Source organism: Ruegeria sp. CE8, from assembly GCF_056537465.1.
In genome coordinates this window covers 105,824-125,178 of sequence record NZ_JBQFRP010000013.1, presented here as the reverse complement: position 1 = coordinate 125,178, position 19,355 = coordinate 105,824, and the positions used below count along the sequence as shown (strand labels likewise).

The following is a 19,355-nucleotide window of genomic DNA, read 5'->3' as shown; positions in this document are numbered from 1 at the left end:
AGCGACAAGTACGGCTAACGGCCCAAAGCCGACATCCAGCCGTCTACAGGGATGCTGTACCGCGGCTCAGCAATGCTGCCGTTCGCCGCATATGCACGATACCATGCCGGATCGACAGTACGTAAGTGATCAAAATGGTAGTGCCTGCAATGGTCAGTAGGGCGCCGTCTACAAGTTGCGGGTGAGATCGAGAAAGACCGGGCCGTTCGGTTTGAAACTTCGATCTCCCGCCGTAAGTATAGGCCGTTTTGCTACAACAAAACTGATGTTGTTCAAGCACTGCGATTAATTAGGCAGGTGCAACGGTGTGATGCGCTTTATCAGGTTGCCAAAGATGTAGAGCCAGATCCTGCGTCCATTTTGTTGAAAAGTTGATTTGACGCTCGTTGTGGTCTTTTGCCAACCTCCAAACAGTCAGCATTTAGGGAATCACTTGAAAATGAAATCAGGATACAGCGCGCTCGCGCTAGCTATTTTGCTCGCAGGCTCGCCGCTACTTGCTCAGCAAGCCGACACCGTTTTCCTGAGTGAAAACATCATCACGTCAAACCCCGAGTTGCCACTGGCGCAATCCGTGGCGGTTGCGGGAAACACGATCATTTGTGTACGCACTGATGACAGTTGCCGCGAGTTGGCAGGCGATGGCACCCAGATCGTGGATGCGGGCACAAATACCGTTATGGCTGGTATCATCGACACTCACTTGCACACACGCATCTTTGGGCAGACGCATTTCGTCATGCTCAACCTGTTCGGTTACAACGATGCGTCGCGTGAGGAGGTTGTCGAAGTAATCCGGGAGTACGCGGCGACGCTCGGGCCAGATGAGTGGGTGATCGGCGGCGGTTGGTCCGACGCGCATTTTCAGAATCCCACCAAGGAAGAACTGGACGAAATCGTTGGTGGACGCCCTGCATTGATCTCCGACAATACGCAACATAACGGCTGGTATTCGACGAAAGCTCTGGAATACCTCGGGATCACTGCCGATTGGGAGCCACCGAAAGGCGGCTACATGCCTTTGAATGACGCTGGCGATGAACCTTCCGGACTTTTGCAGGAGAAAGCTCACCTTTCGACAGGGTTTGTCGAACAGCACAAACTCTATTCTTTTGAGAAACAGGAGGAAGCGATTATTGGTGCCGCTCGCGTGCTCAACGCGGTCGGGGTCACCGGTGCAACGGAAGCTGCCGCCGGGTCCAAGGAGGGGGCAGATGACGTCTACGTCCGTTTGGCGCAAAAAGGAGAACTAACACTCAGGCACGAATTAGCCATGGTGTTCTGGGGCACCGGCACGCCAGAGGGCGATACCGCAATGATCGAACAATTAGAGATACGGCGGGCCGCAGTCGAGGATGCGGGCGTTGATCCCAGTATTCTCCATGCGAACACTGTGAAGTTCGCTATTGATGGAACACCGGGGCGTTTTGCCTATATGGAAGGCCCGTATCTGGACGGCACACGGCCGGATATGAACTTTCGACCAGACAACCTTGCAGAGATTTTCGACGCACTAACAGAGCGTGATTTTACCTTGATGCTGCACGTTGAAGGGAACGCGGGGATCCGCCGCTCGCTCGACGCGCTGGAATTTGCACATGAAACCGGCGAGCCCCTTCGCGACGACATCCCTCAGATTTTCACGCATGTTGACCATTTGTCTATCGACAACGCTCGTCGCATGTCTCGGCTCGGGGTTTCCGGGCAGCTTCAACTTCACTGGGCTGATCCCACCGAGGAGTACTTTCGTAATGTGACCAGTCAGAACCTGCCAAAAGAGGTGCTGGAGCGTATGTACCAGTTCAAACTCGTGACCGAGTTCATGGAGTATGGATTTGGACCTGACGCGCCGACGTCTCCTGTGTTTTCGCCGTGGGAAGGAATGGAGATCGGCATGACACGACAGGCTATGGGAACACCCGGCGGTCTTGTCATGCCCGGTGAACCATTGACCTTTGAAGAGGTTATCCATGGCTCGACCCTGGGTAGTGCACGCCTTCAGGATCGGGGCGATGTGTTGGGGAGTCTCGAGGAAGGCAAGATTGCAGACATCATCGTGCTCGACCGAGATATTCGCAGACAGGCCGAAGAGAACGTTTTTGAATTTCACAAGACTGAAGTGCTGCAAACCTATTTTGGCGGCGAACTGGTCTACGATATTGATCGCGACGGCGAACCGGACAAACTATTGACCGAGCCGGAGTGGGAAGAAGGCGACGACGAGAAACTGCGCCGAGGCGTCGCAGTTACTAGCGTGAGAGTGTCTGAGGGATGACGAGTCCGCTGTCAGCTTTTGCGATTGGCGCTCTGTTTGGTCTGATATCTCTCCCGGTTGCGGCACAAAGCATTGAGAGCGCATGGCAGCGCGCGATTGCGGGCCAGCAACCCGGTGGTATGCCGTTTGATCCGCTTGCAGCTCCGCTTGATTTGACCCGAACGCCAGTCAGTGTAGCGCCGCAAAACATGTCGACAGGTACGCGTGTGATTGGCTGGCAGGATCTGCTACCAGTGCATGTCTCCAGCGAAACGCCCTTTGCCGACATGCGACCGTTTCTGCGCGACGCCATGCGCATCCACGTCGAATGGCGCACGTCGACACCGCGCGAACGGGAAGATATGGCACTATTTGAACGCCACGAAGCTGCTCTTACACTCCTCTCAATGCATCAAGTTGACGTAGACGGCCTGATGAGAGAGCGGCGGAACATCATCGCTCAGAATGGCAAAGCAAGGCGCGCACCCAACCAGAACATTCTCGGACAATCTATACGGCTTGCCGGTTACGTTGTCCCGCTCGCCTTCGAAGAGAAAAAGGTGACAGAATTCCTGTTTGTGCCAGTTGCAGGTGCCTGCGTTCACACGCCAACACCGCCTCCAAACCAGATTGTCCATGTGGACTATCCAAAGGGTGTTGCCTTCAGCTCAATCTTCGAAGCTTTCTGGATCGAAGGAGAATTGAACGCCGAGGATACACGGCGCGACGTCGTCTTTTTTGATGGCGCTGCAAACATTGAGGCGCAATATAGCCTGAAAGCAAAGACCGTAGAGGTCTACAATTCTTGGTGAAATCAATCGTCAGCCATGATTGATGCTTGAGCCATTTGATAGAGAGAATGTCCAAACGAACTTATGGATCCGTTGCCCCTTACCGGACATTTGAGCTCGAATAGACAGAAGGGCGCAATCTGCGGACGGCCTATTGGGGCCAAGCCGCACGCAGCTATTCTCCACTTGTGAGACAAGCAACAGACGATTTATTGGCTATTCTGAAACGGCCCGAGCTCCTCTGGCCCAGGCTTTCAGGCAAAGAAGTTCTGCGGCGATCATTGCGGCTGCGTTGGAGGTCATCTCCGCATGATCAAACGGGGGGGAGACTTCGACCACATCCATGCCGACTGGATCGAGCCCCTTCATGGCCCGGATTATGGCGAGCGCTTGGTAGCTGGTAAGCCCGCCCGGGACCGGTGTGCCCGTCCCGGGAGCAGTGGACGGATCGAGGCAGTCTATGTCGAAGGTCAGGTAGGTCGGACCATCCCCAGCGGTGGACAAAATGGTTGCGGCAATCTCTTCAGCTGGAGCAGCATGTACGGCGTCTGCATGCAAGATTTTCATGCCATAGGTCTCTTCGCCCTCGAAACAGGTGCGGATGCCCACCTGAACGGTCCGTTGCGGATCTATGATGCCCTCGCGAACCGCTAGGTTGAACATACTGCCGTGATCCATGCGTCCACCCTCGTCGGGCTCGACGTCCCGATGGGCATCAAACTGGATGAGACCGATTGGGCCGTACTTCTCAGCATAGGACTTAAGTACCGGATAGGTGATGAAATGATCGCCGCCCAGAACAAGGCTGGCCGTTCCTCCCGAGATTATCTCCGATATGTGGCGCTCTATGGCCAACGGGACGTCTTGGGGCACGCCCCAGTCGAAAACGCAATCACCGTAATCGATTGCTGCAAGCGTATCGAATGGATCAAACCGCCAGGGCCAAATTGGGCCCCAGGCATGTTGAGCGCTTGCCTTGCGAATTGCCTCTGGGCCAAAGCGGGTTCCAGGACGGTTACTCACAGAAAGATCAAAGGGAACTCCGGTGATCGCTACATCCGCCCCCTCAAGATCCTTTGTGTATTTGCGGCGCATAAAACTCAGAGCGCCGGAATAACTGGGCTCAATCTGTGAACCTTTGAGTGCGCCACGGGTAAAGGCGGCATCGATGCCATAGGATTTAAGGTCTGTAGCCATGGTGTTTTGGTCAGTTTCTTGTGATAGGTTTCATGGCTTTTTCTATTCTCATTATCGGCTGGATGCTATCTGGTGATCTTGATCTTGCAGCCGATTTTCGGCGGCGCAGTGATTATCTTAGTTGCAAAATCAATCGAATGTCAGCTTTCGGCAGAGGTCCTTGCCTATTATGCGGACACAACGAAAGTCAGCTTTCCGCCCTTGAGTGACGAATACTGCGCTCATCATCTATGTCTGCTTTGGGCTCGGTGCGGTCATCTGAGTCTTTCTGTCAGATGGCTGCTTAGGGACGAATAGCAGTCTTTGTTTAAAGACAACCATTCTGTTTACTTCGCGTACACCCACATCTGCTGTTCGGCGGGCAGAGTGCCGTTGATGGTCAGTATCAGATCGTTGAGCAGGATCAGGGGCGAAGATCCCACCATTGTCATTGTGCCGCCCAGAATGGCGCAGAAACCCATCGGCATCAGTAGAAGCGACATCGACAGGTCAGTTCGCACGGAAATGCGCGACACAACCGGCAGAAACAAAGCAGCTGCGCCCACGTTTTGCATAAAGGACGAGATGACGCCCACGATCGAAGAAATCAGCAACATGATCCGGGTGTCGGTCGTGCCACCCACGCGCATGATCCAGCACGCAACGTGCGAAAGAACACCGGTACGGTCTCGCCCGGCGCCAATAATCATGACGGCAATGATCGAGATCACCGCGTTGCTTGCAAAGCCGTCAAACAGATGTCGCGGATCGGCAAGGCCCTGCAGCCCGGGTATGGCCGAAAGCACCCCCAATGTGACCATGATCAGCATGGCCGCCACATCGACCCGGACAATTTCAGAGACGAAGAGAAACACGGTCACGCCCAGCAGGATCAACACTATGATCATTTCCGTCGTAAGCCCGAGTGTTTCCATCATGTACGTCCTTGGCTTTTGTATTGGACTGATCCGATAGCTTGGGACCAGAATAATCGTGCCCAAAAAAGAAACCCCCACCGGAAGTGCTGGCGAGGGCCAAGTCTTAGGGAGTTCAGTCGGTCCGGGCGTGCCGCGCGCGAATAGCATTCAGCAGCGGCCGTGGGTTGTTACAGCGATCGATGGCACCGTTTCGCACGAAATAGCCCCGGTCCACATCGACCAGAGTATCGCAAAACACGCGCGTGTTTCTGAGCCTTGGCCGGGTATCCATCGCCTCAATAACCCGTGCAGCGGTCGCATCATCGTCGGTATGCGGCACGGCGGGGTTATCTCCGGCGACGCGTAGATGCACCGATGCTTTCAGCCCGTGGACGGCAGTCGCGTGGTCCATTGCGGTAAGCCGTTCGGCCACCGGATCGGTATTTCCCAATCGGAACACCGCACCCACGATCCCGCAAGATTTCTGCATCGCAGCCAGCGCTGCCAATTGGTCGGAATCCGTCGCATTGAACCCGTGGTTAATGACATGGAAATAAGTGCCCTCGGCCTTAATGTCATCCTTGGTTCGCATTCGTGAGACATAGATCGGCAGGCCGGTCGTCTGATGCGCCCTGGTCAACAGATCAGAAGAGGCCTCGACATCGCACCAATTCAGCGAAATCTCCCAATCCGCCAGATTGCTTGCTTCGGCCGCGATCATGTCCAGCACGGTTTCATTGACACTCCAACCGAACAGCGTGGTGCGAAATCCCAGATGTTTGAGCACGGCCAATCGCGCACGTCGCGCAGGGTCCAGCAGATCATGCAGCGGAATGCGAATATCCCTGACGCCCATCTCTTGCAGTGCCAACAGGTGATAATCGTTTCGCACAGGCTTTCGGTCGAACTCGTCCAACCCACCGCTGGGTGGCACCTCCGAGATTTCGGCCCAGTTCTGCCTTAGATCGAACCCGATCAGTGGATTGGCCTTTTCCCTTGGTTCTGGGGCCAGTTCCAGTATCTCGCCTGCTGGCTTTTCTCCCGGTTCAAGCTCAACCCCGTTCGTCCGCACGAATTTCGCGACATGGCCACTCTCGTAAACATTCACCACGAAGTACCCCAGCTTGGCAGCGTCATTGCGGCCGAACTCGCTGCCTTCGCGCGGGGTGGCGCGCAGCATTTCCGAATAATCCTGCCGGACAAAACTGGTCGCTGGAGCCAAGTAGAAATCCGTCTCGCCATAGCGATCATACCAGAAATTATGGGCATGACCCGAGAACATGGCCTCGATCCCATGTTTTTTGAGCAATCCCAACAGCCAACCCCGCCCCGGCTGATCCGTGTTGTCATAATGGTCCAGCTCATCCGGGTAACACAGATAGGCCGGGTGGTGCAGCATCAGCATTACGCGCTGACCTTGCGCCGTCGCCAGTTCGGCCTCGACCCAGTTTCTTTGATCCGCTTCTGCCTGCAGTCCGGAGTTGATCAACTGCGCATTCAGAAGAATGAAGCGCACCCCACCTTTTTCGAAACTTTGATAATGAGCGCCGAACTCCCCTTCCCATGCACTGATCATTGCGGGAGTGGTCGGGATTGCCGGCCCGCCACTGATCGGAGTGTCACCGATGTCGTGATTGCCCGGCAACACGTGGATCGGCACGTTCAGGTCGGAGACAATCTCGCGGTAGACTTCAGCGGCCTGCGCATACAGCACGCCCGTTTCGGGCACCGGATGAAGCAGATCTCCGAGGTGGATGACAAAATCAACCACTCTGCGATTGATATCCGCGACAACATAGCGAAAGCGTCGATTGGCGCGGGCATTTACCGGAAATGGCGAGTTGCATGCGTCTTCATCCGGATTGACATGCGTATCCGAAATCACCGCAAAGCTGTATGCAAAGCGCCCCAGACCAGCGTTGTCTGCATTAACCATGGTCTTGTCCTTGTCTTTCAGATTATCCGCCAGTCGTCAGCACAGACGCCTGCCCTGTGCGCGAGGCGCGAATACGGGACCGGATCAGCACGAATATCGACACAGCGGTGAGCAGCCAGAACAGCCAGCAAATCGCGTTTCTAACAAAGATTGACAGGCTGCCGTCAGACAACAGCAATGATTGGCGGAAGTTATCCTCAAGAAGTGGCCCAAGAACGAAGGCGATCAGGAATGGTGCGACCGGGACATCCAATCGCAGCATCGCGAAACCAACGAGTCCCATGCACAGCATAACCAGAATGTCGAACAGGTTGTTGTTCACTGCATAGGCGCCGTAGACGCACAGCGTGAAGACGATCGGGTAAAGGATGCGGTTCGGGATCAGGGCCACACGGCTAAAGGTTTTGATGGCGGCCTTGCCTACGATGAACAGATAGGCCGAGCTGAGCAGGATACCCATGAACAGCGCATAGATCATCGGCAGGTTTTCCGCGAAGAGGATGGGGCCTGGGCGCAACCCGTGGATCATGAACGCACCCAGGATCACTGCCGTGATCACATCACCGGGAACACCCAGCGCCAACAACGGGATCATCGTCGCCCCGGCGACGCCGTTGTTCCCCGCCTCGGCTGCGGCAACGCCCTCGGGCTCACCCTTGCCGAAGTTTTCGGGATGTTTCGAATTTCTGCGCGCCTCGCTGTAGCTCAGGAAGGCCGCCGGAGCGCCGCCGATGCCGGGGATGGCACCGAGAATAACACCGATGAAGCTGCCACGGATGACCGATTTCAGGGTTTTGCGGAAATCAGCAAAGCTTGCACCTTTACCCAGTTCCTGACGCTGCGCTCCCGGAGGACGCGGGCGGCGTGTTGCACGGTCGAGGATTTCGGGGATGGCGAACAGGCCGATGAGCACCGGAATAAAGTTCAGCCCGGACATCAGTTCGTAATTGCCAAAAATGAACCGGTTCGTGCCGTAGATCAGGTCAAGCCCAACGGTGGCCAGCATCAACCCGAGGCAAGCAGACAGGATGCCTTTGGTCAGGCTCGGGCCCGCAACACCGGCGATGATCGTCAGAGAAAAGACGATCAGAGTGAAGAACTCCGGCGGCCCAAAGCGCAATGCAAATGTTGCAAGGAACCCGGCGAACAGGATCAGCGCGATGTTCGAGATCAGGTCAGCCACACAGGATGCATAGAGCGCGATATCCAGCGCTTTTCTCGCCTGCCCTTTCTGGGCCAGCGGGTAGCCGTCTAGAATGGTACATGACGCCGCTGGTGTCCCGGGTGTTTTGATCAGAATTGCCGTAAGGGACCCACCATACAACCCGCCCTTGTAGACACCCAGCAACAAAAGGATGCCGGTCACAGGCGGCATCGTAAACGTAAAAGGAAGGGCCAGAGCCACACCCATCGGCGTCGTCATCCCCGGTATCGCACCGATGATCGTGCCGATCAGAACGCCGATGCCGATGACCAGAATGTTCTCGAAGCTGAGGAATAGCTGGAAAGCTGTGGAAATATTCTCGATCATGCTCAGGTTCTCCTCAGCCTAGCGTTTCGAAAATGCCAAGGGGCATTGGCACGCCTGCGACGTGCAAGAAGAACAGATACAAAAGAATGGGAAGAACGATGCTGATCGGTACGATGTAGTACCATTTCCTCTCGCCGAAAAAGAGCATCATAGAGAGCATCAGAACGATGGAACTGGCGACGACGCCCAAAGTTGTCAAAGCAAAGTAGAACGCGAACAGTGCAAATATCAGAATGACGGTACGCAGGGTTCCGGGAAGCGTGTCCAGTTTGTAAACAGCGTCAGCTTCGGCATCCTCGTCCGGATCAATTTGCGGCGTTGTCAAAAAAAAGGATTCGGCCAGCAAGCACAGTGCGACCAGAACTACGGCAATCGATATCACGCGGGGCCAGAACTCTGGCGATAACGCCGAAATCTCCACCGAACCCGGTGAATCGACACCTGCCGGGATAAGGATGATCAAGGTAATAATACCAAGGACAAGAAACAGCGCCCCGGCAAAAATGTCTCTTTTCTTTGATTGGTCCATTACCTGCCCCCTCCCTTGAGCACGTTCAGATCAAGTTCGGCGTTTGCGATGTTTTCATTGAGAGACATCAACCTCGCCGCACCCATGTGTGTCATTGCAGTGGACTTGATTCTGATCGGCTGCTGCAGATCGGCTTTCAGGTTGTCGATCTGCTTTCGAAACGCATCTACATAGATAGGCGACTGCGCCAGCGGACCGGCTAGCAATACCAATTCGGGCTGCAGAACCGTCAGGCTGAGCGAAAAGCAGTTTGCCGCACTGGCGCCAAAATCCTGCAAGGCCGACCGGTATTCCCCGTCCGCCTCATTTGCAGAAGAGACAATATCCCAGATTTTCTGGGCTTTTTCCTGATCGGACAGCGCATTAAACACTTTTGGAGCCAGAACCTGACGCAACAACGCCTTTCCCCCGCACAGGTCGGACAGGGCAACAGGCATGTTGGACCCCACACCTTCGGTGGTTTTTGCTTCGGTCAGAACACCGCCAACCCGGCCAATCCCGCTGTAAGGCTCGCCATTGACCTGCAGACCAATACCAAACCCCATCGCGCAATAGATCACGGCGACATTTTCAATATTCCGCGCCGCCCCAAAGGTAGCTTCCGATTGGCAGATCGCAGCGCTTGGCGTCTCCAGCACAACAGGAACTCCAAGCTCCTCTCTCACGATCCCGCAAACATTGGTCTCGTCGACCCAACCGAGCGTGGGCGCAGAAATGACAATTCCGCGGGCTTTGTCCAGATTGCCGGCGACGGTCAGCCCAACCCCGAAAAGTCGATCCTTATCCGGGACATGCCCTTCAATCAGGGCTTTGGCTTGTTTGCAGCACGCCCTGATGAAGCTAGCGCCATCGGTCAGCCCGGCCCCGCCCGCATCCCATGATGCAATACGATTGTTCGAAAGATCAGCAAGTGTGACCACCTGCTGGTACGCGTTGATGCCGATACCGATCACATAACCACCAGACCGGTCCATGGTCAGCTTTTTGGTTCTTGGCCCCCTGCGCCCTTCGGGCTGAGACACGCCGACCTCTTGAACCAGACGCGCTTCGATCAGTTCGCGCGTGATCCTTGAAACGCTCGCAGCATTCAGCGCGAGGTTATCTGCGATCTGCGTTCGAGAAATGGTTCCTGACCCCAAAATCTCTCCAAGAACCCTCTGCCGGTTCCCGCGACCAATCTCTTCCTGTGACCAACCTGCCATTTTGCACCTCCTGAATGTATTTTTGCTTAATTATTTACTTACTGCAAGTATTTTATTATGATGAGTCCCACTCGATTCAGGGAGACGCAACAAATGACACTAAGAACCACAGTAACCGCCGCGCTCAGCAGCCTTGCCCTGCTCGCGATCCCGGCGGGAGCGTCAGCGCAAGATTATCCAAACAAACCAGTGACTTTAGTGGTGCCTTACGGCCCCGGAGGCGCTGCTGATCTGGCCGCACGCACCCTCAGCACAGAAGCACCGGACTATCTGGGTGAGAACATTCTGGTCGTAAACAAGACAGGTGCAGGTGGAGTCGTCGGTTCGACTCAGGTCGCCAAATCACGCCCCGATGGTTACACCCTGTTGATGGCGCGCGTTGGCTCTCAGGCCACCGTTCCGGCGATCAACCGCACAATCCCCTACAAGTGGGACGACTTCACCTTTCTGGGTCTGATCGAAATGAACCCGTTTGTGTTGGGCGTCAGCGCGGACTCGCCCTATCAGAGCTTTGATGAACTGAAAGAAGCAATCGCCAATGGCGAGCGCCTTTCTTATGCGTCCGCCGGTGTTGGCACTCTTCTGCATATGGCGATGCTGATCATGCTAGACGATCTGGGCGTCGATTCCGAAGCGTTGATCCATGTCCCATTCAAAGGCGGCGGCAAGGCCACCGCAGCGGTTGTCGGCGGCCATGCGGACCTGATCTTCCACAACCTTTCGGGCCTGTCCGGAGCCATCGAATCCGACCAGATCCGCCCCTTGCTAACCACCACACCTGAACGCTTTGCCGCGATCCCGGATACGCCAACCGCACAAGAGCTTGGCCATCCGAACCTTGAAAACGTGGTCGGCTGGACTGGCGTCTGGGGACCTAAAGACCTGCCCGAAGACGTCGTGGCGAAGTGGGTCGAAGTTCTTGGCGCGATCTCGGCTGATGAAAGCTGGGTAGAAACCACCGAAAAACTGGGCTCGGTCCCCACGGTCCTGTCACCAGATGAAACCAAGACATTCGTCGAAGGTCAGGTTCAGACCTTCAGCGACACTGCCGAAAAGTTGGGAATGGTAATCCAGTAACAACCTCGGCATCCCGGGCGGCCCTCCCCTCTTTTGCCGCCCGGGACTAATCCTCTTAGTTTTCAGGAAACGAATATGGCACGTCCAAACATCCTATTCATTCAGGCGGACCAGCTCGCAGCAAATGCGCTGAAAGCCTATGGCAACAAGACCGTCAAAGCACCCAACATTGACCGGCTTGCGGAGAATGGAGTGGTGTTTGAGAACTGCTATTGCAACCTGCCCATGTGCGGACCGTCCCGTGCGTCGATGCACGCAGGAAAGCTGCCTTTCTCTATCGGCATGTATGACAACGCCAGCGAATTCCACGCCGACATTCCGACATTCGCACACTACCTGCGCAGTATGGATTACCGGGTCGAGATGTCCGGCAAGATGCACTTTGTCGGCCCGGATCAATTGCACGGCTATGACAAACGTCACACGACCGAAATCTACCCGGCCAACTTCGCCTGGACTGTCGACTGGTCCAAGGGGCGCGAATACAAGCCCACCAACCTGACAATGGCCCCGATTCTGGAAAGCGGCCCAGCGATCCGCACCATGCAGATGGATTACGATGACGAGGTCGAATACCACGGTGTTCAGGCCCTGTATGATCTGGCCCGAAAAGGCGACGATCGCCCGTTTATGCTGACAGTGTCCTTCACGTCTCCGCACTCGCCCTTCGTGATCGGACAGGAGTATTGGGACCTCTATGATCATGACGAAATCGAATACCCGGCGGTTGCACCACTAGAGCTGAACGAGATGGATCATCTCAGCCGAAACCTGCACTATTGTCAGTCCCGACACGAGTTCACAGTTTCGGCCGAAGATCGCCGCAAAGCCCGCCACGGCTACTACGGGATGATCTCGTATATCGACGAAAAGGTCGGTCGCCTTGTGGACGTTCTGGAAAAGACAGGCCAGATCGGCAACACCATCGTCATCCTGACCGCCGACCACGGCGAGATGATGGGCGAGCGTGGCATGTGGTTCAAACAACACTTCTTCGAATGGGCCTCGAGCGTGCCCTTCATCGTCTACGCGCCGGATCGTTTCAAACCGGCGCGGGTGAGGGAGAATATCTCACTCATTGATCTTCTGCCCACACTCACGGACCTCGCCGCTGGCGGTTCATTCGGGGATTATGCAGCACCCATCGACGGGCAGTCGCTGGTCCCTGCCCTGAATGGCGATACGTCCGATATGTCCGATGTCGTGATCTCGGAATTTGCTGCGGACGGTTCGACCGGTCCCAGCCGGATGGTCAAGAAAGGCCCGTGGAAGCTGATGTGGCTCGAAGGGGTCGATACGCTGCTTTACAATGTCGATGAGGACCCTAACGAGGTGAATAACCGCGCAGCAGACTCCAACTGCGCCGACATCCGGGCCGAGCTAGAGGCGATCCTGTTCGACAACTGGAATCCGGACGAACTGTACGAAACGATCCGAGCCAGTCAGGTTCGACGCCTTGCCATTCACAAGGTGACCGAAGGCGATCCAACCTACGTCTACACCGTCCGCAAGGATGACGATGAACGGTACATCCGCAACGCAGGCGCAGCGGACACCAAGGCTCGTGCGCGGCTTCCCTATGTGGCCCCGGCCAAGCCTGATCTGGTGTGAAAATGTCGTATGATTACATCATCGTAGGCGCAGGCTCTGCTGGCTGCGTCATCGCAAACCGGTTGTCTGCTGACCCAAAAGTCCGCGTATTGCTGCTGGAGGCAGGCGGCAAGGATACCAATCCGTGGATTCACATTCCGGTTGGGTACTTTAAGACCCTGCACAACCCGAACACAGACTGGTGCTATAAGGCCGAGCCCGACCCTGGCCTGAACGGGCGCGCACTGGACTGGCCGCGCGGCAAGACGCTTGGCGGGTCGTCTTCTATCAACGGGTTGCTCTATGTACGTGGCCAGAAAGAGGATTACGACCGCTGGGCGCAACTTGGGAATACCGGTTGGTCATGGGAGGACGTGCTGCCCCTGTTCAAGCGGTCCGAATGTCATGAAGACGCAGACCCAGAGTTGCATGGGAAAGATGGCGAGCTAGCCGTGTCATTGATCCGCGCAAAATCCCCCATCTCTGAGGCGTTCATCGAAGCCGCCGTCGAAATGGGCGTTCCGCGGACCGACGACTACAACGGCACAGATCAGGAAGGTGCCGGCTATTTCCACCAAACCGCGCGCAAAGGGTTCCGCTGTTCTTCGGCTAAGGCATTCCTGACGTCGATCAAAGGAAAGCGTCAAAACCTGGACATCATCACGCATGCGCACACAACCGGGCTTGTGTTCGCCTCCGACGCGCCGAAACAAGTGACTGGTGTCGCCTATGACCGCAAGGGCTCGCCCCAAAAGGCCATGCTGAACCCCGGCGGCGAGGTGATACTGTCTGCCGGTGCAATCGGTTCGCCGCAATTGCTTGAACTTTCGGGCATTGGCAACCCGGACATTCTGCGCGCAGCAGGTGTAGCAGTACGCCACGACTTGCCGGGCGTGGGTGAACACCTTCAGGATCACCTGCAAATCCGCCTTGTGTATGAGGTCAACGTTCCCACACTAAACGACGCGATCAACAACGTCATGCACCGTGCCGGAATCGGCATCGAATACGCCCTGCGCCGCACCGGCCCGATGAGCCTTGGGGCCAGTCAGGTCGCAATCTTCGCCAAATCGATGGAAGGACTGGAAACGCCCGACATCCAGTTCCACTTTCAGCCGCTGTCTGCCGATAAACCGGGGATCGAGATGCATTCGTTCTCGGGCTTTACCTCCTCGGTCTGTCAGCTACGGCCGGAAAGCCGCGGGCACATACATATCTCGTCGCCCAACGCGAAAGCGTACCCAAAGATCGTGCCCAACTATCTGTCGACGACCGGCGACCAGCTTTGCGCCATCCGCGCTGTGAAGTTTGCGCGCGCAATGACAAAGACGAATGCTCTGGCCCCGTTCATCGTACGCGAGCATGTCCCGTCGGGTACGGTTGAGACCGACGAAGATCACCTCGAAGCCGCCCGAAACATGGCGCAGACGATCTATCACCCGACCTCGACCTGCAAAATGGGCGTGGATGATCGAGCCGTCGTCGATCCGCAACTTCGGGTTCACGGCATCCGCGGCCTTCGCGTCGCAGACGCCTCGATCATGCCGGACATCGTCAGCGGTAACACCAACGCACCGGCCATCATGATCGGAGAAAAGTGCAGCGACTTGATCCGCGAAGACCGCCGCAGGTCGGCTTAGGTTCCATATAGGGTTTCGAGCCCTGAACACCGGAGCGGATGTCGTGGCTGAATTTTGCATCACGTTGACCGCGCGGCGATCAATAAGATCGCCGCAGGCAAATCAGTCGGCATCTTCCATTTTTGTCGCATTAAGTTGCGCAAAGAGCTCGGGCCCAACACGATCATACAGATCAAGTTGTGTCTCAAGAAAGTCGATATGCCCTTCTTCGTCCGACATGAGTTTTTCGAACAATCCCATCGAGACATAGTCACCAGCGGCTTTACACACATCCCTTGCCTCTTTGTACAAGGCGCGGGCACTGCGCTCTGCCGCAAGATCGCATTCAAGGGTCTCACGAGGGTTTTCGCCGATCTTCAACGGATCAAGCTTTTGCAGGTTGGGGTGCCCTTCCAAAAAAATGATCCGCTCAATCAGTTTGTCCGCGTGCCCCATCTCTTCGATGGACTCTTCGCGGCTTTTCTTGGCCATGCTCCCAAGACCCCAATCGTCCTGCAGGCGGTAATGCAGCCAGTATTGGCTGACAGCCGTCAATTCATGCCGAAGAGCCTTGTTCAAATATTCAATTACCTTCTTGTCACCCTTCATCTGAAATCTCCCTGGCTTGGTCGCGAATTTGGTTTGAAAAGAGTGCCTTGCGACACAATGGTATCACTTGTTCCGCAAAACCCAAATGGGATCGAAAAATTATTAATAACAATGCGTTGAATGAGTTTCTGACGATTCCCGTTTGATTTGGAAACGTACCGTCGCTGGCTAACGCGGATAACCGGTGGGAAACTGGCGGTCAGGCCCGTTAACGATGACGGACAGGGGGCGCGCAATGCTGTTTCGCTTTTTTCCCAGTCTCCGCCTCACGATCCGGGCCATGTCCGCAAAGGGGCGAAGGCAGACGTCCGATAGGCGAGATGGATGCGCTACGGGCGGTTGCAAACCGAATCTCAGATCCGCGTCCCGCTCGGACAAGTGCAGCGAGCCAAACAGCCAGACCCAAACCGCAAGCGCAACACCGAATTTCTTGTCGTGATGCTCGCGCGATCGAATGGTGCACCTGATGTTGCGCAGGTGAGATAAGGATATGCTCCAACCAGGGCCAATAGCGGATCGAGATGTGAGAATGCCGCAGGTTCGAGCCTGTCACGTGAAAGATGAATGACATGACGTTCACACCCAAAACTGCATAAAGGTCCACCGCGTTGCCAAACAGGAACAGACAGACGGCCATCGTCGTTCCCTGCACGATAGCGCTGCGCAAGCTGAAAAGAATTCCTTCCAACGGATGCGTGCGGTACACCGTGATCGGCGTCATCGTCTCGGCCGAGTGGTGGTTTTTTGGATCGCCCATAACAACGGCCAGTGATGCATCCAGCGGTGCAAAAGGTACTTTGTGAAATCATCGACAATAAAGATGGTGATCGTGAACAGTGCGACAATCACGCCAGTTGGAGCGGCGGAAAACATGCCTTTTTGCAGAAAATCCACGTCGTGCAACGCATAAAACAACATCCGTTGCAATCGCCAGTTGGGACACCAGCAGCGGTGAAACGAACAGCGTGAATACGCGATTTATCACAAAATTCTTGTAATCCGCCTTAGCGGAAGCCGAGAACAAAACCTCGCGGTCAAAAACCTGATGCAGAGCCCGCTTAAGCGAGGGCCTGCGCACCGCCACAAGCCAGACCAGCGCAATCAGGACCGTCAGAAACAAATACCCCAAAAAGACGCGCTTCTTGGGGTTGGAGAAATCTGCAAGGACAGCGTCTCTGTGCTCGAGTATATCCAAGGATTGCCATTCGGCTTGATAACCGGCCGCACTAAATAACGCACCGCCGGAACAGGATCAAAGGACCATTAGTCGTTTTCCGCCGAGGCAATTTCGCCCAGCTTTTCAGCCAGCGCGGCCAGTTCAGCGGTTGCGTCATTGGCGCGCGATTCAATGTCGAACGTGTCGATCAACAGTTTCTGAACCTTCAGCATGTTGACCTGATAGTCGCCCAGCGTCATTTCGCGGCCACGAACAAAGTTGCCGCCGCGTCGATGTCAGACACCATCTTGCCATCGGGCATCGCTGGGCCAAACCCGATCAGCCAATTCAGGTCGATCGCCATTGCGCCCAGGTTGTTCCTGCCGGACGGCAGGGCCATCGAGAAGCCTTTCAACTCACCCCAATGCTTGACGTAGTTGCGCAGCGCTTTGTCGGAGTCCTCACCCGAGCTGATCTTGTCGATGTCTTTGTAGACAGATCCGGCATATTTGAACGTGGCTTCTGCCAGCGTTTTTTCCCAGTTGGCCTCAATGATATCGGCATAGTTCTTCACTTCGGCGCGCTGGTCGTCTGTCAGACCTTCGCCTTTTGCGATGCGATCAGGGCGCGACCATCCCGGAAAGCGTTGAAAATGGTCGCCATGTACTGGGTGTTATTGTTGCCGCCCTTTTCTGCACCGGCGGCATAGTATGCCGGACCAACCCCCCCCTCGGTTTTAAGGTCGATGACACCATCACCGTTGGCGTCCGCAGCGGCCTGGTCCTTTTGTTTGGACACGGCATAGTTCTGCTCGGGCGTCAGGGTCGCGGAATGCGCCGCTGCACCGAAATAGCCAAACACCTCATCCCAGACATGCTCTTTGCCGGTGTAATGCGCGCCTTCTTGATATGGCTTGTCATTAGGTTTGTTATCGGCGTCCAATTTCTCGTCGAGGTAGTTGTCGACCGCCTTGTTGTACGCCATTTCGCCCAGCGTGAATTTCGAGATCAGCTGACCCCGGTCCATACCGTTGACCGGATCGTAACCCTGTTCAGACGCGGCTGCCAGTTTGATCATTTGCAGCGCGACGTCCACACCGGATTGGTTCCCCGGCCATGCCGGCATCGCACCGTTGTCGAACTTGCCCGAGATATTCACGCCTTTGGAAATCTCGTTCACGGTCGATTGCTTGACCGGGAAGCCGTCTTTCGACGCCGGAGCAATGATTGCCAGATCTTCTCCGGTCCCATTGAAGTACGGCAGCATGAGCGCTTCGACTTCGGCCGCGTTGTTCCCGCGGTCGCCTTTGCCCGCCATCTTTTTCAGGCTGTCATGCAGGACGTGCCGCGCAATCTGACCAGAGTAGGAAACAGAGTTGGTCTTGTCGCCCTCATACCCTTTCACGGTGACCGGAAACGGGCCAAATGCCTGATCCGCGAGCGCTGCCCCGCTGAACAATGTTGCAGCGACAAGTGCCGTGGTGAGTTTGAGATTGGGCTTTTGCATGGGATGTCCCTTGCGTTTATTATTAATAATTTTTATCGGACTTAATAATCTGATCTTTTTAGTCGACTAATTAAAGCCGCTGTCAAGCGCAACTCCGGCCAAACACAAAATTTTCCGCCCCGCAGCCGCCGTTTTCCCATTTGAATTTCAATTTGAAACCTCATCGACAGAAGCGCACGCAAATACTCGCCTGCGTAAACCCGCCCTCGCAGCGTATGGGCGCCATCAAAAACACAGATCGCCAAACAGTTACCAACGTGATTTACATTGCATCAGACGTTGTCAGCAGAGAGAGGATTATCGCCATGGGAATTCGGCAGACCGAGGGGCGCAAACGCCTCTACGACAGTGTTCTCGACACCGTGGGTGATACGCCCTGCATTCGCATAAACAGGATCGCCCCGTCGCATGTGAAGGTCTATGTGAAGTTCGAAGCTTTCAATCCTGCGGGCTCGGTCAAGGACCGGTTGGCGCTTAACATTATCGAAGCAGCTGAACGCGACGGGCGGTTGAAACCCGGCCAAACCGTTGTCGAAGCCACGTCCGGCAATACCGGGATCGGCCTTGCGATGGTATGTGCCGCCAAAGGGTATCCGCTTGTGGTTACGATGGCCGATAGTTTCTCGGTCGAGCGGCGTAGGTTGATGCGGTTTCTGGGTGCAAAGGTTGTGCTGACGCCGAGGGCGCAAAAGGGCTTTGGTATGTACACCAAAGCCAAGGAGCTGGCCGAACAGAATGGCTGGTTTTTGGCCAGCCAGTTCGAGACTGCTGCCAACGCGGATATTCATGAGAATACAACCGCGCGCGAAATCCTTGGGGATTTCGAAAATGAGCGGCTGGACTATTGGGTCACCGGTTATGGGACGGGGGGAACCGTCTCAGGCGTGGCACGCGTTCTTCGCAAAGAACGCCCCGACACGACGATCATTCTGACGGAACCTTCCAACGCGGCAATTGTTTCGTCCGGCTACGTAAACACACGCAACGAAAGTCATCAGCCGACCGAAAGCCACCCGAATTTCGAGCCACATCCGATCCAGGGCTGGACACCCGACTTTATTCCGTGGGTTCTGCAAGAAGCGATCGACAATAAATATTATGACGAAATGATCCCTGTCCCGGGAAGCGAAGGAATTGAATGGTCACGACGCCTCGCCTCAGAAGAAGGTATATTTACCGGAATTTCCGGCGGATCGACCTTTGCTGTGGCGATGAAAGTGGCTGAACAGGCACCGCAGGGTGCTGTCTTGCTGGTGATGTTGCCTGATACAGGTGAGCGTTACCTTTCGACACCACTCTTTGATGGAATTGAAGAGGATATGACGGAAGAAGAGCGCGCGATTTCGATGTCTACACCCTCGGCACAAATGGCCGCCGAGTGATCGACGAATAGTGTGGCGCAGTCTGTTTTTGCTGGCACGCCTGACGAAAACACGGGCACTTCTTGATCAAAAGGGGGCGG

The 19,355-nt window shown here is 55.5% G+C and carries 17 protein-coding genes and 1 pseudogene; 6 read left to right on the top strand and 12 right to left on the bottom strand.

Features of this window, described 5'->3' with window-relative positions:
* Positions 1-376: 376 nt before the first annotated feature.
* A complete protein-coding gene (locus tag ACR0AA_RS19415) occupies positions 377-2,275 on the top strand; it encodes an amidohydrolase family protein (protein WP_170352651.1) in 1,899 nt (632 codons plus the stop codon).
* Entirely contained in the window at positions 2,272-3,066 is a 795-nt protein-coding gene (locus ACR0AA_RS19410; protein WP_170485422.1) for a DUF3299 domain-containing protein, read from the top strand. The genes ACR0AA_RS19415 and ACR0AA_RS19410 overlap by 4 nt, the downstream gene beginning before the upstream one ends.
* 195 nt (positions 3,067-3,261) lie before the next feature.
* On the opposite strand, the gene speB is transcribed toward ACR0AA_RS19410, so the two are convergent.
* The 6 genes and pseudogenes from speB to ACR0AA_RS19380 form a co-directional block, all read right to left on the bottom strand.
* Entirely contained in the window at positions 3,262-4,242 is a 981-nt protein-coding gene (gene speB, locus ACR0AA_RS19405; protein ID WP_170352649.1) for an agmatinase, read from the bottom strand.
* Positions 4,243-4,577: 335 nt separating this feature from the next.
* Positions 4,578-5,156, bottom strand: a pseudogene (locus ACR0AA_RS19400) (SLC13 family permease); the annotation flags it as partial.
* Positions 5,157-5,271: 115 nt separating this feature from the next.
* Positions 5,272-7,074: a metallophosphoesterase family protein gene (locus tag ACR0AA_RS19395; RefSeq protein ID WP_480665624.1), complete on the bottom strand. Its 1,803-nt coding sequence runs from the start codon at positions 7,072-7,074 to the stop codon at positions 5,272-5,274.
* 22 nt (positions 7,075-7,096) lie between these two features.
* On the bottom strand, positions 7,097-8,605 hold the full coding sequence (locus tag ACR0AA_RS19390; RefSeq protein ID WP_480665623.1) for a tripartite tricarboxylate transporter permease: 1,509 nt from the start codon (positions 8,603-8,605) through the stop codon (positions 7,097-7,099).
* A 13-nt stretch (positions 8,606-8,618) separates the two neighbouring features.
* On the bottom strand, positions 8,619-9,134 hold the full coding sequence (locus ACR0AA_RS19385) for a tripartite tricarboxylate transporter TctB family protein (RefSeq protein WP_480756865.1): 516 nt from the start codon (positions 9,132-9,134) through the stop codon (positions 8,619-8,621).
* Positions 9,134-10,336 (bottom strand): ROK family transcriptional regulator, encoded by a 1,203-nt coding sequence (locus ACR0AA_RS19380; RefSeq protein ID WP_480665621.1) that lies wholly within the window; start codon positions 10,334-10,336, stop codon positions 9,134-9,136. Before ACR0AA_RS19380 ends, ACR0AA_RS19385 begins: the two co-directional genes overlap by 1 nt.
* Before the next feature lie 93 nt (positions 10,337-10,429).
* On the opposite strand from ACR0AA_RS19380, the gene ACR0AA_RS19375 reads away from it, so the two are divergent.
* From ACR0AA_RS19375 to ACR0AA_RS19365, 3 genes are all read left to right on the top strand, one after another.
* A complete protein-coding gene (locus ACR0AA_RS19375; RefSeq protein WP_480665620.1) occupies positions 10,430-11,413 on the top strand; it encodes a Bug family tripartite tricarboxylate transporter substrate binding protein in 984 nt (327 codons plus the stop codon).
* A 75-nt stretch (positions 11,414-11,488) separates the two neighbouring features.
* Positions 11,489-13,024: a choline-sulfatase gene (gene betC / locus ACR0AA_RS19370; RefSeq protein WP_480756863.1), complete on the top strand. Its 1,536-nt coding sequence runs from the start codon at positions 11,489-11,491 to the stop codon at positions 13,022-13,024.
* A 2-nt stretch (positions 13,025-13,026) separates the two neighbouring features.
* Positions 13,027-14,643, top strand: coding sequence for a GMC family oxidoreductase (locus ACR0AA_RS19365; protein WP_480756861.1), 1,617 nt, complete (start codon positions 13,027-13,029; stop codon positions 14,641-14,643).
* 102 nt (positions 14,644-14,745) lie between these two features.
* On the opposite strand, the gene bfr is transcribed toward ACR0AA_RS19365, so the two are convergent.
* From bfr to ACR0AA_RS19335, 6 genes are all read right to left on the bottom strand, one after another.
* Positions 14,746-15,231, bottom strand: a complete 486-nt coding sequence (gene bfr / locus ACR0AA_RS19360; RefSeq protein WP_480665618.1) for a bacterioferritin — start codon at positions 15,229-15,231, stop codon at positions 14,746-14,748.
* 208 nt (positions 15,232-15,439) lie between these two features.
* Positions 15,440-15,988: a sterol desaturase family protein gene (locus tag ACR0AA_RS19355; protein ID WP_480665617.1), complete on the bottom strand. Its 549-nt coding sequence runs from the start codon at positions 15,986-15,988 to the stop codon at positions 15,440-15,442.
* Between the two features lie 48 nt (positions 15,989-16,036).
* Positions 16,037-16,426, bottom strand: coding sequence for a hypothetical protein (locus tag ACR0AA_RS19350; protein ID WP_480665616.1), 390 nt, complete (start codon positions 16,424-16,426; stop codon positions 16,037-16,039).
* A 68-nt stretch (positions 16,427-16,494) separates the two neighbouring features.
* Positions 16,495-16,647: a hypothetical protein gene (locus ACR0AA_RS19345; protein WP_480665615.1), complete on the bottom strand. Its 153-nt coding sequence runs from the start codon at positions 16,645-16,647 to the stop codon at positions 16,495-16,497.
* Positions 16,644-16,961: a hypothetical protein gene (locus ACR0AA_RS19340; protein WP_480756857.1), complete on the bottom strand. Its 318-nt coding sequence runs from the start codon at positions 16,959-16,961 to the stop codon at positions 16,644-16,646. The genes ACR0AA_RS19345 and ACR0AA_RS19340 overlap by 4 nt, the downstream gene beginning before the upstream one ends.
* Positions 16,962-16,981: 20 nt before the next feature.
* Positions 16,982-17,893 carry a DUF4856 domain-containing protein gene (locus ACR0AA_RS19335; RefSeq protein ID WP_480756855.1) on the bottom strand — a complete coding sequence of 304 codons (912 nt, stop codon included), beginning with the start codon at positions 17,891-17,893 and terminating at the stop codon, positions 16,982-16,984.
* A 296-nt stretch (positions 17,894-18,189) separates the two neighbouring features.
* Between ACR0AA_RS19335 and cysK the strand changes: the two genes are divergently transcribed.
* On the top strand, positions 18,190-19,275 hold the full coding sequence (gene cysK / locus ACR0AA_RS19330) for a cysteine synthase A (protein WP_480665648.1): 1,086 nt from the start codon (positions 18,190-18,192) through the stop codon (positions 19,273-19,275).
* The last annotated feature ends 80 nt before the right edge of the window (positions 19,276-19,355 follow it).

Excerpts from the sequence above, each read along its gene's own strand:
- ACR0AA_RS19410 (WP_170485422.1), top strand. The coding sequence starts at position 2,272 with ATGACGAGTCCGCTGTCAGCTTTTGCGATTGGCGCTCTGTTTGGTCTG.
- speB (WP_170352649.1), bottom strand. The coding sequence starts at position 4,242 with ATGGCTACAGACCTTAAATCCTATGGCATCGATGCCGCCTTTACCCGT.
- ACR0AA_RS19395 (WP_480665624.1), bottom strand. The coding sequence starts at position 7,074 with ATGGTTAATGCAGACAACGCTGGTCTGGGGCGCTTTGCATACAGCTTT.
- ACR0AA_RS19390 (WP_480665623.1), bottom strand. The coding sequence starts at position 8,605 with ATGATCGAGAATATTTCCACAGCTTTCCAGCTATTCCTCAGCTTCGAG.
- ACR0AA_RS19385 (WP_480756865.1), bottom strand. The coding sequence starts at position 9,134 with ATGGACCAATCAAAGAAAAGAGACATTTTTGCCGGGGCGCTGTTTCTT.
- ACR0AA_RS19380 (WP_480665621.1), bottom strand. The coding sequence starts at position 10,336 with ATGGCAGGTTGGTCACAGGAAGAGATTGGTCGCGGGAACCGGCAGAGG.
- ACR0AA_RS19375 (WP_480665620.1), top strand. The coding sequence starts at position 10,430 with ATGACACTAAGAACCACAGTAACCGCCGCGCTCAGCAGCCTTGCCCTG.
- betC (WP_480756863.1), top strand. The coding sequence starts at position 11,489 with ATGGCACGTCCAAACATCCTATTCATTCAGGCGGACCAGCTCGCAGCA.
- ACR0AA_RS19365 (WP_480756861.1), top strand. The coding sequence starts at position 13,027 with ATGTCGTATGATTACATCATCGTAGGCGCAGGCTCTGCTGGCTGCGTC.
- bfr (WP_480665618.1), bottom strand. The coding sequence starts at position 15,231 with ATGAAGGGTGACAAGAAGGTAATTGAATATTTGAACAAGGCTCTTCGG.
- ACR0AA_RS19355 (WP_480665617.1), bottom strand. The coding sequence starts at position 15,988 with ATGGGCGATCCAAAAAACCACCACTCGGCCGAGACGATGACGCCGATC.
- ACR0AA_RS19345 (WP_480665615.1), bottom strand. The coding sequence starts at position 16,647 with ATGACGCTGGGCGACTATCAGGTCAACATGCTGAAGGTTCAGAAACTG.
- ACR0AA_RS19335 (WP_480756855.1), bottom strand. The coding sequence starts at position 17,893 with ATGCAAAAGCCCAATCTCAAACTCACCACGGCACTTGTCGCTGCAACA.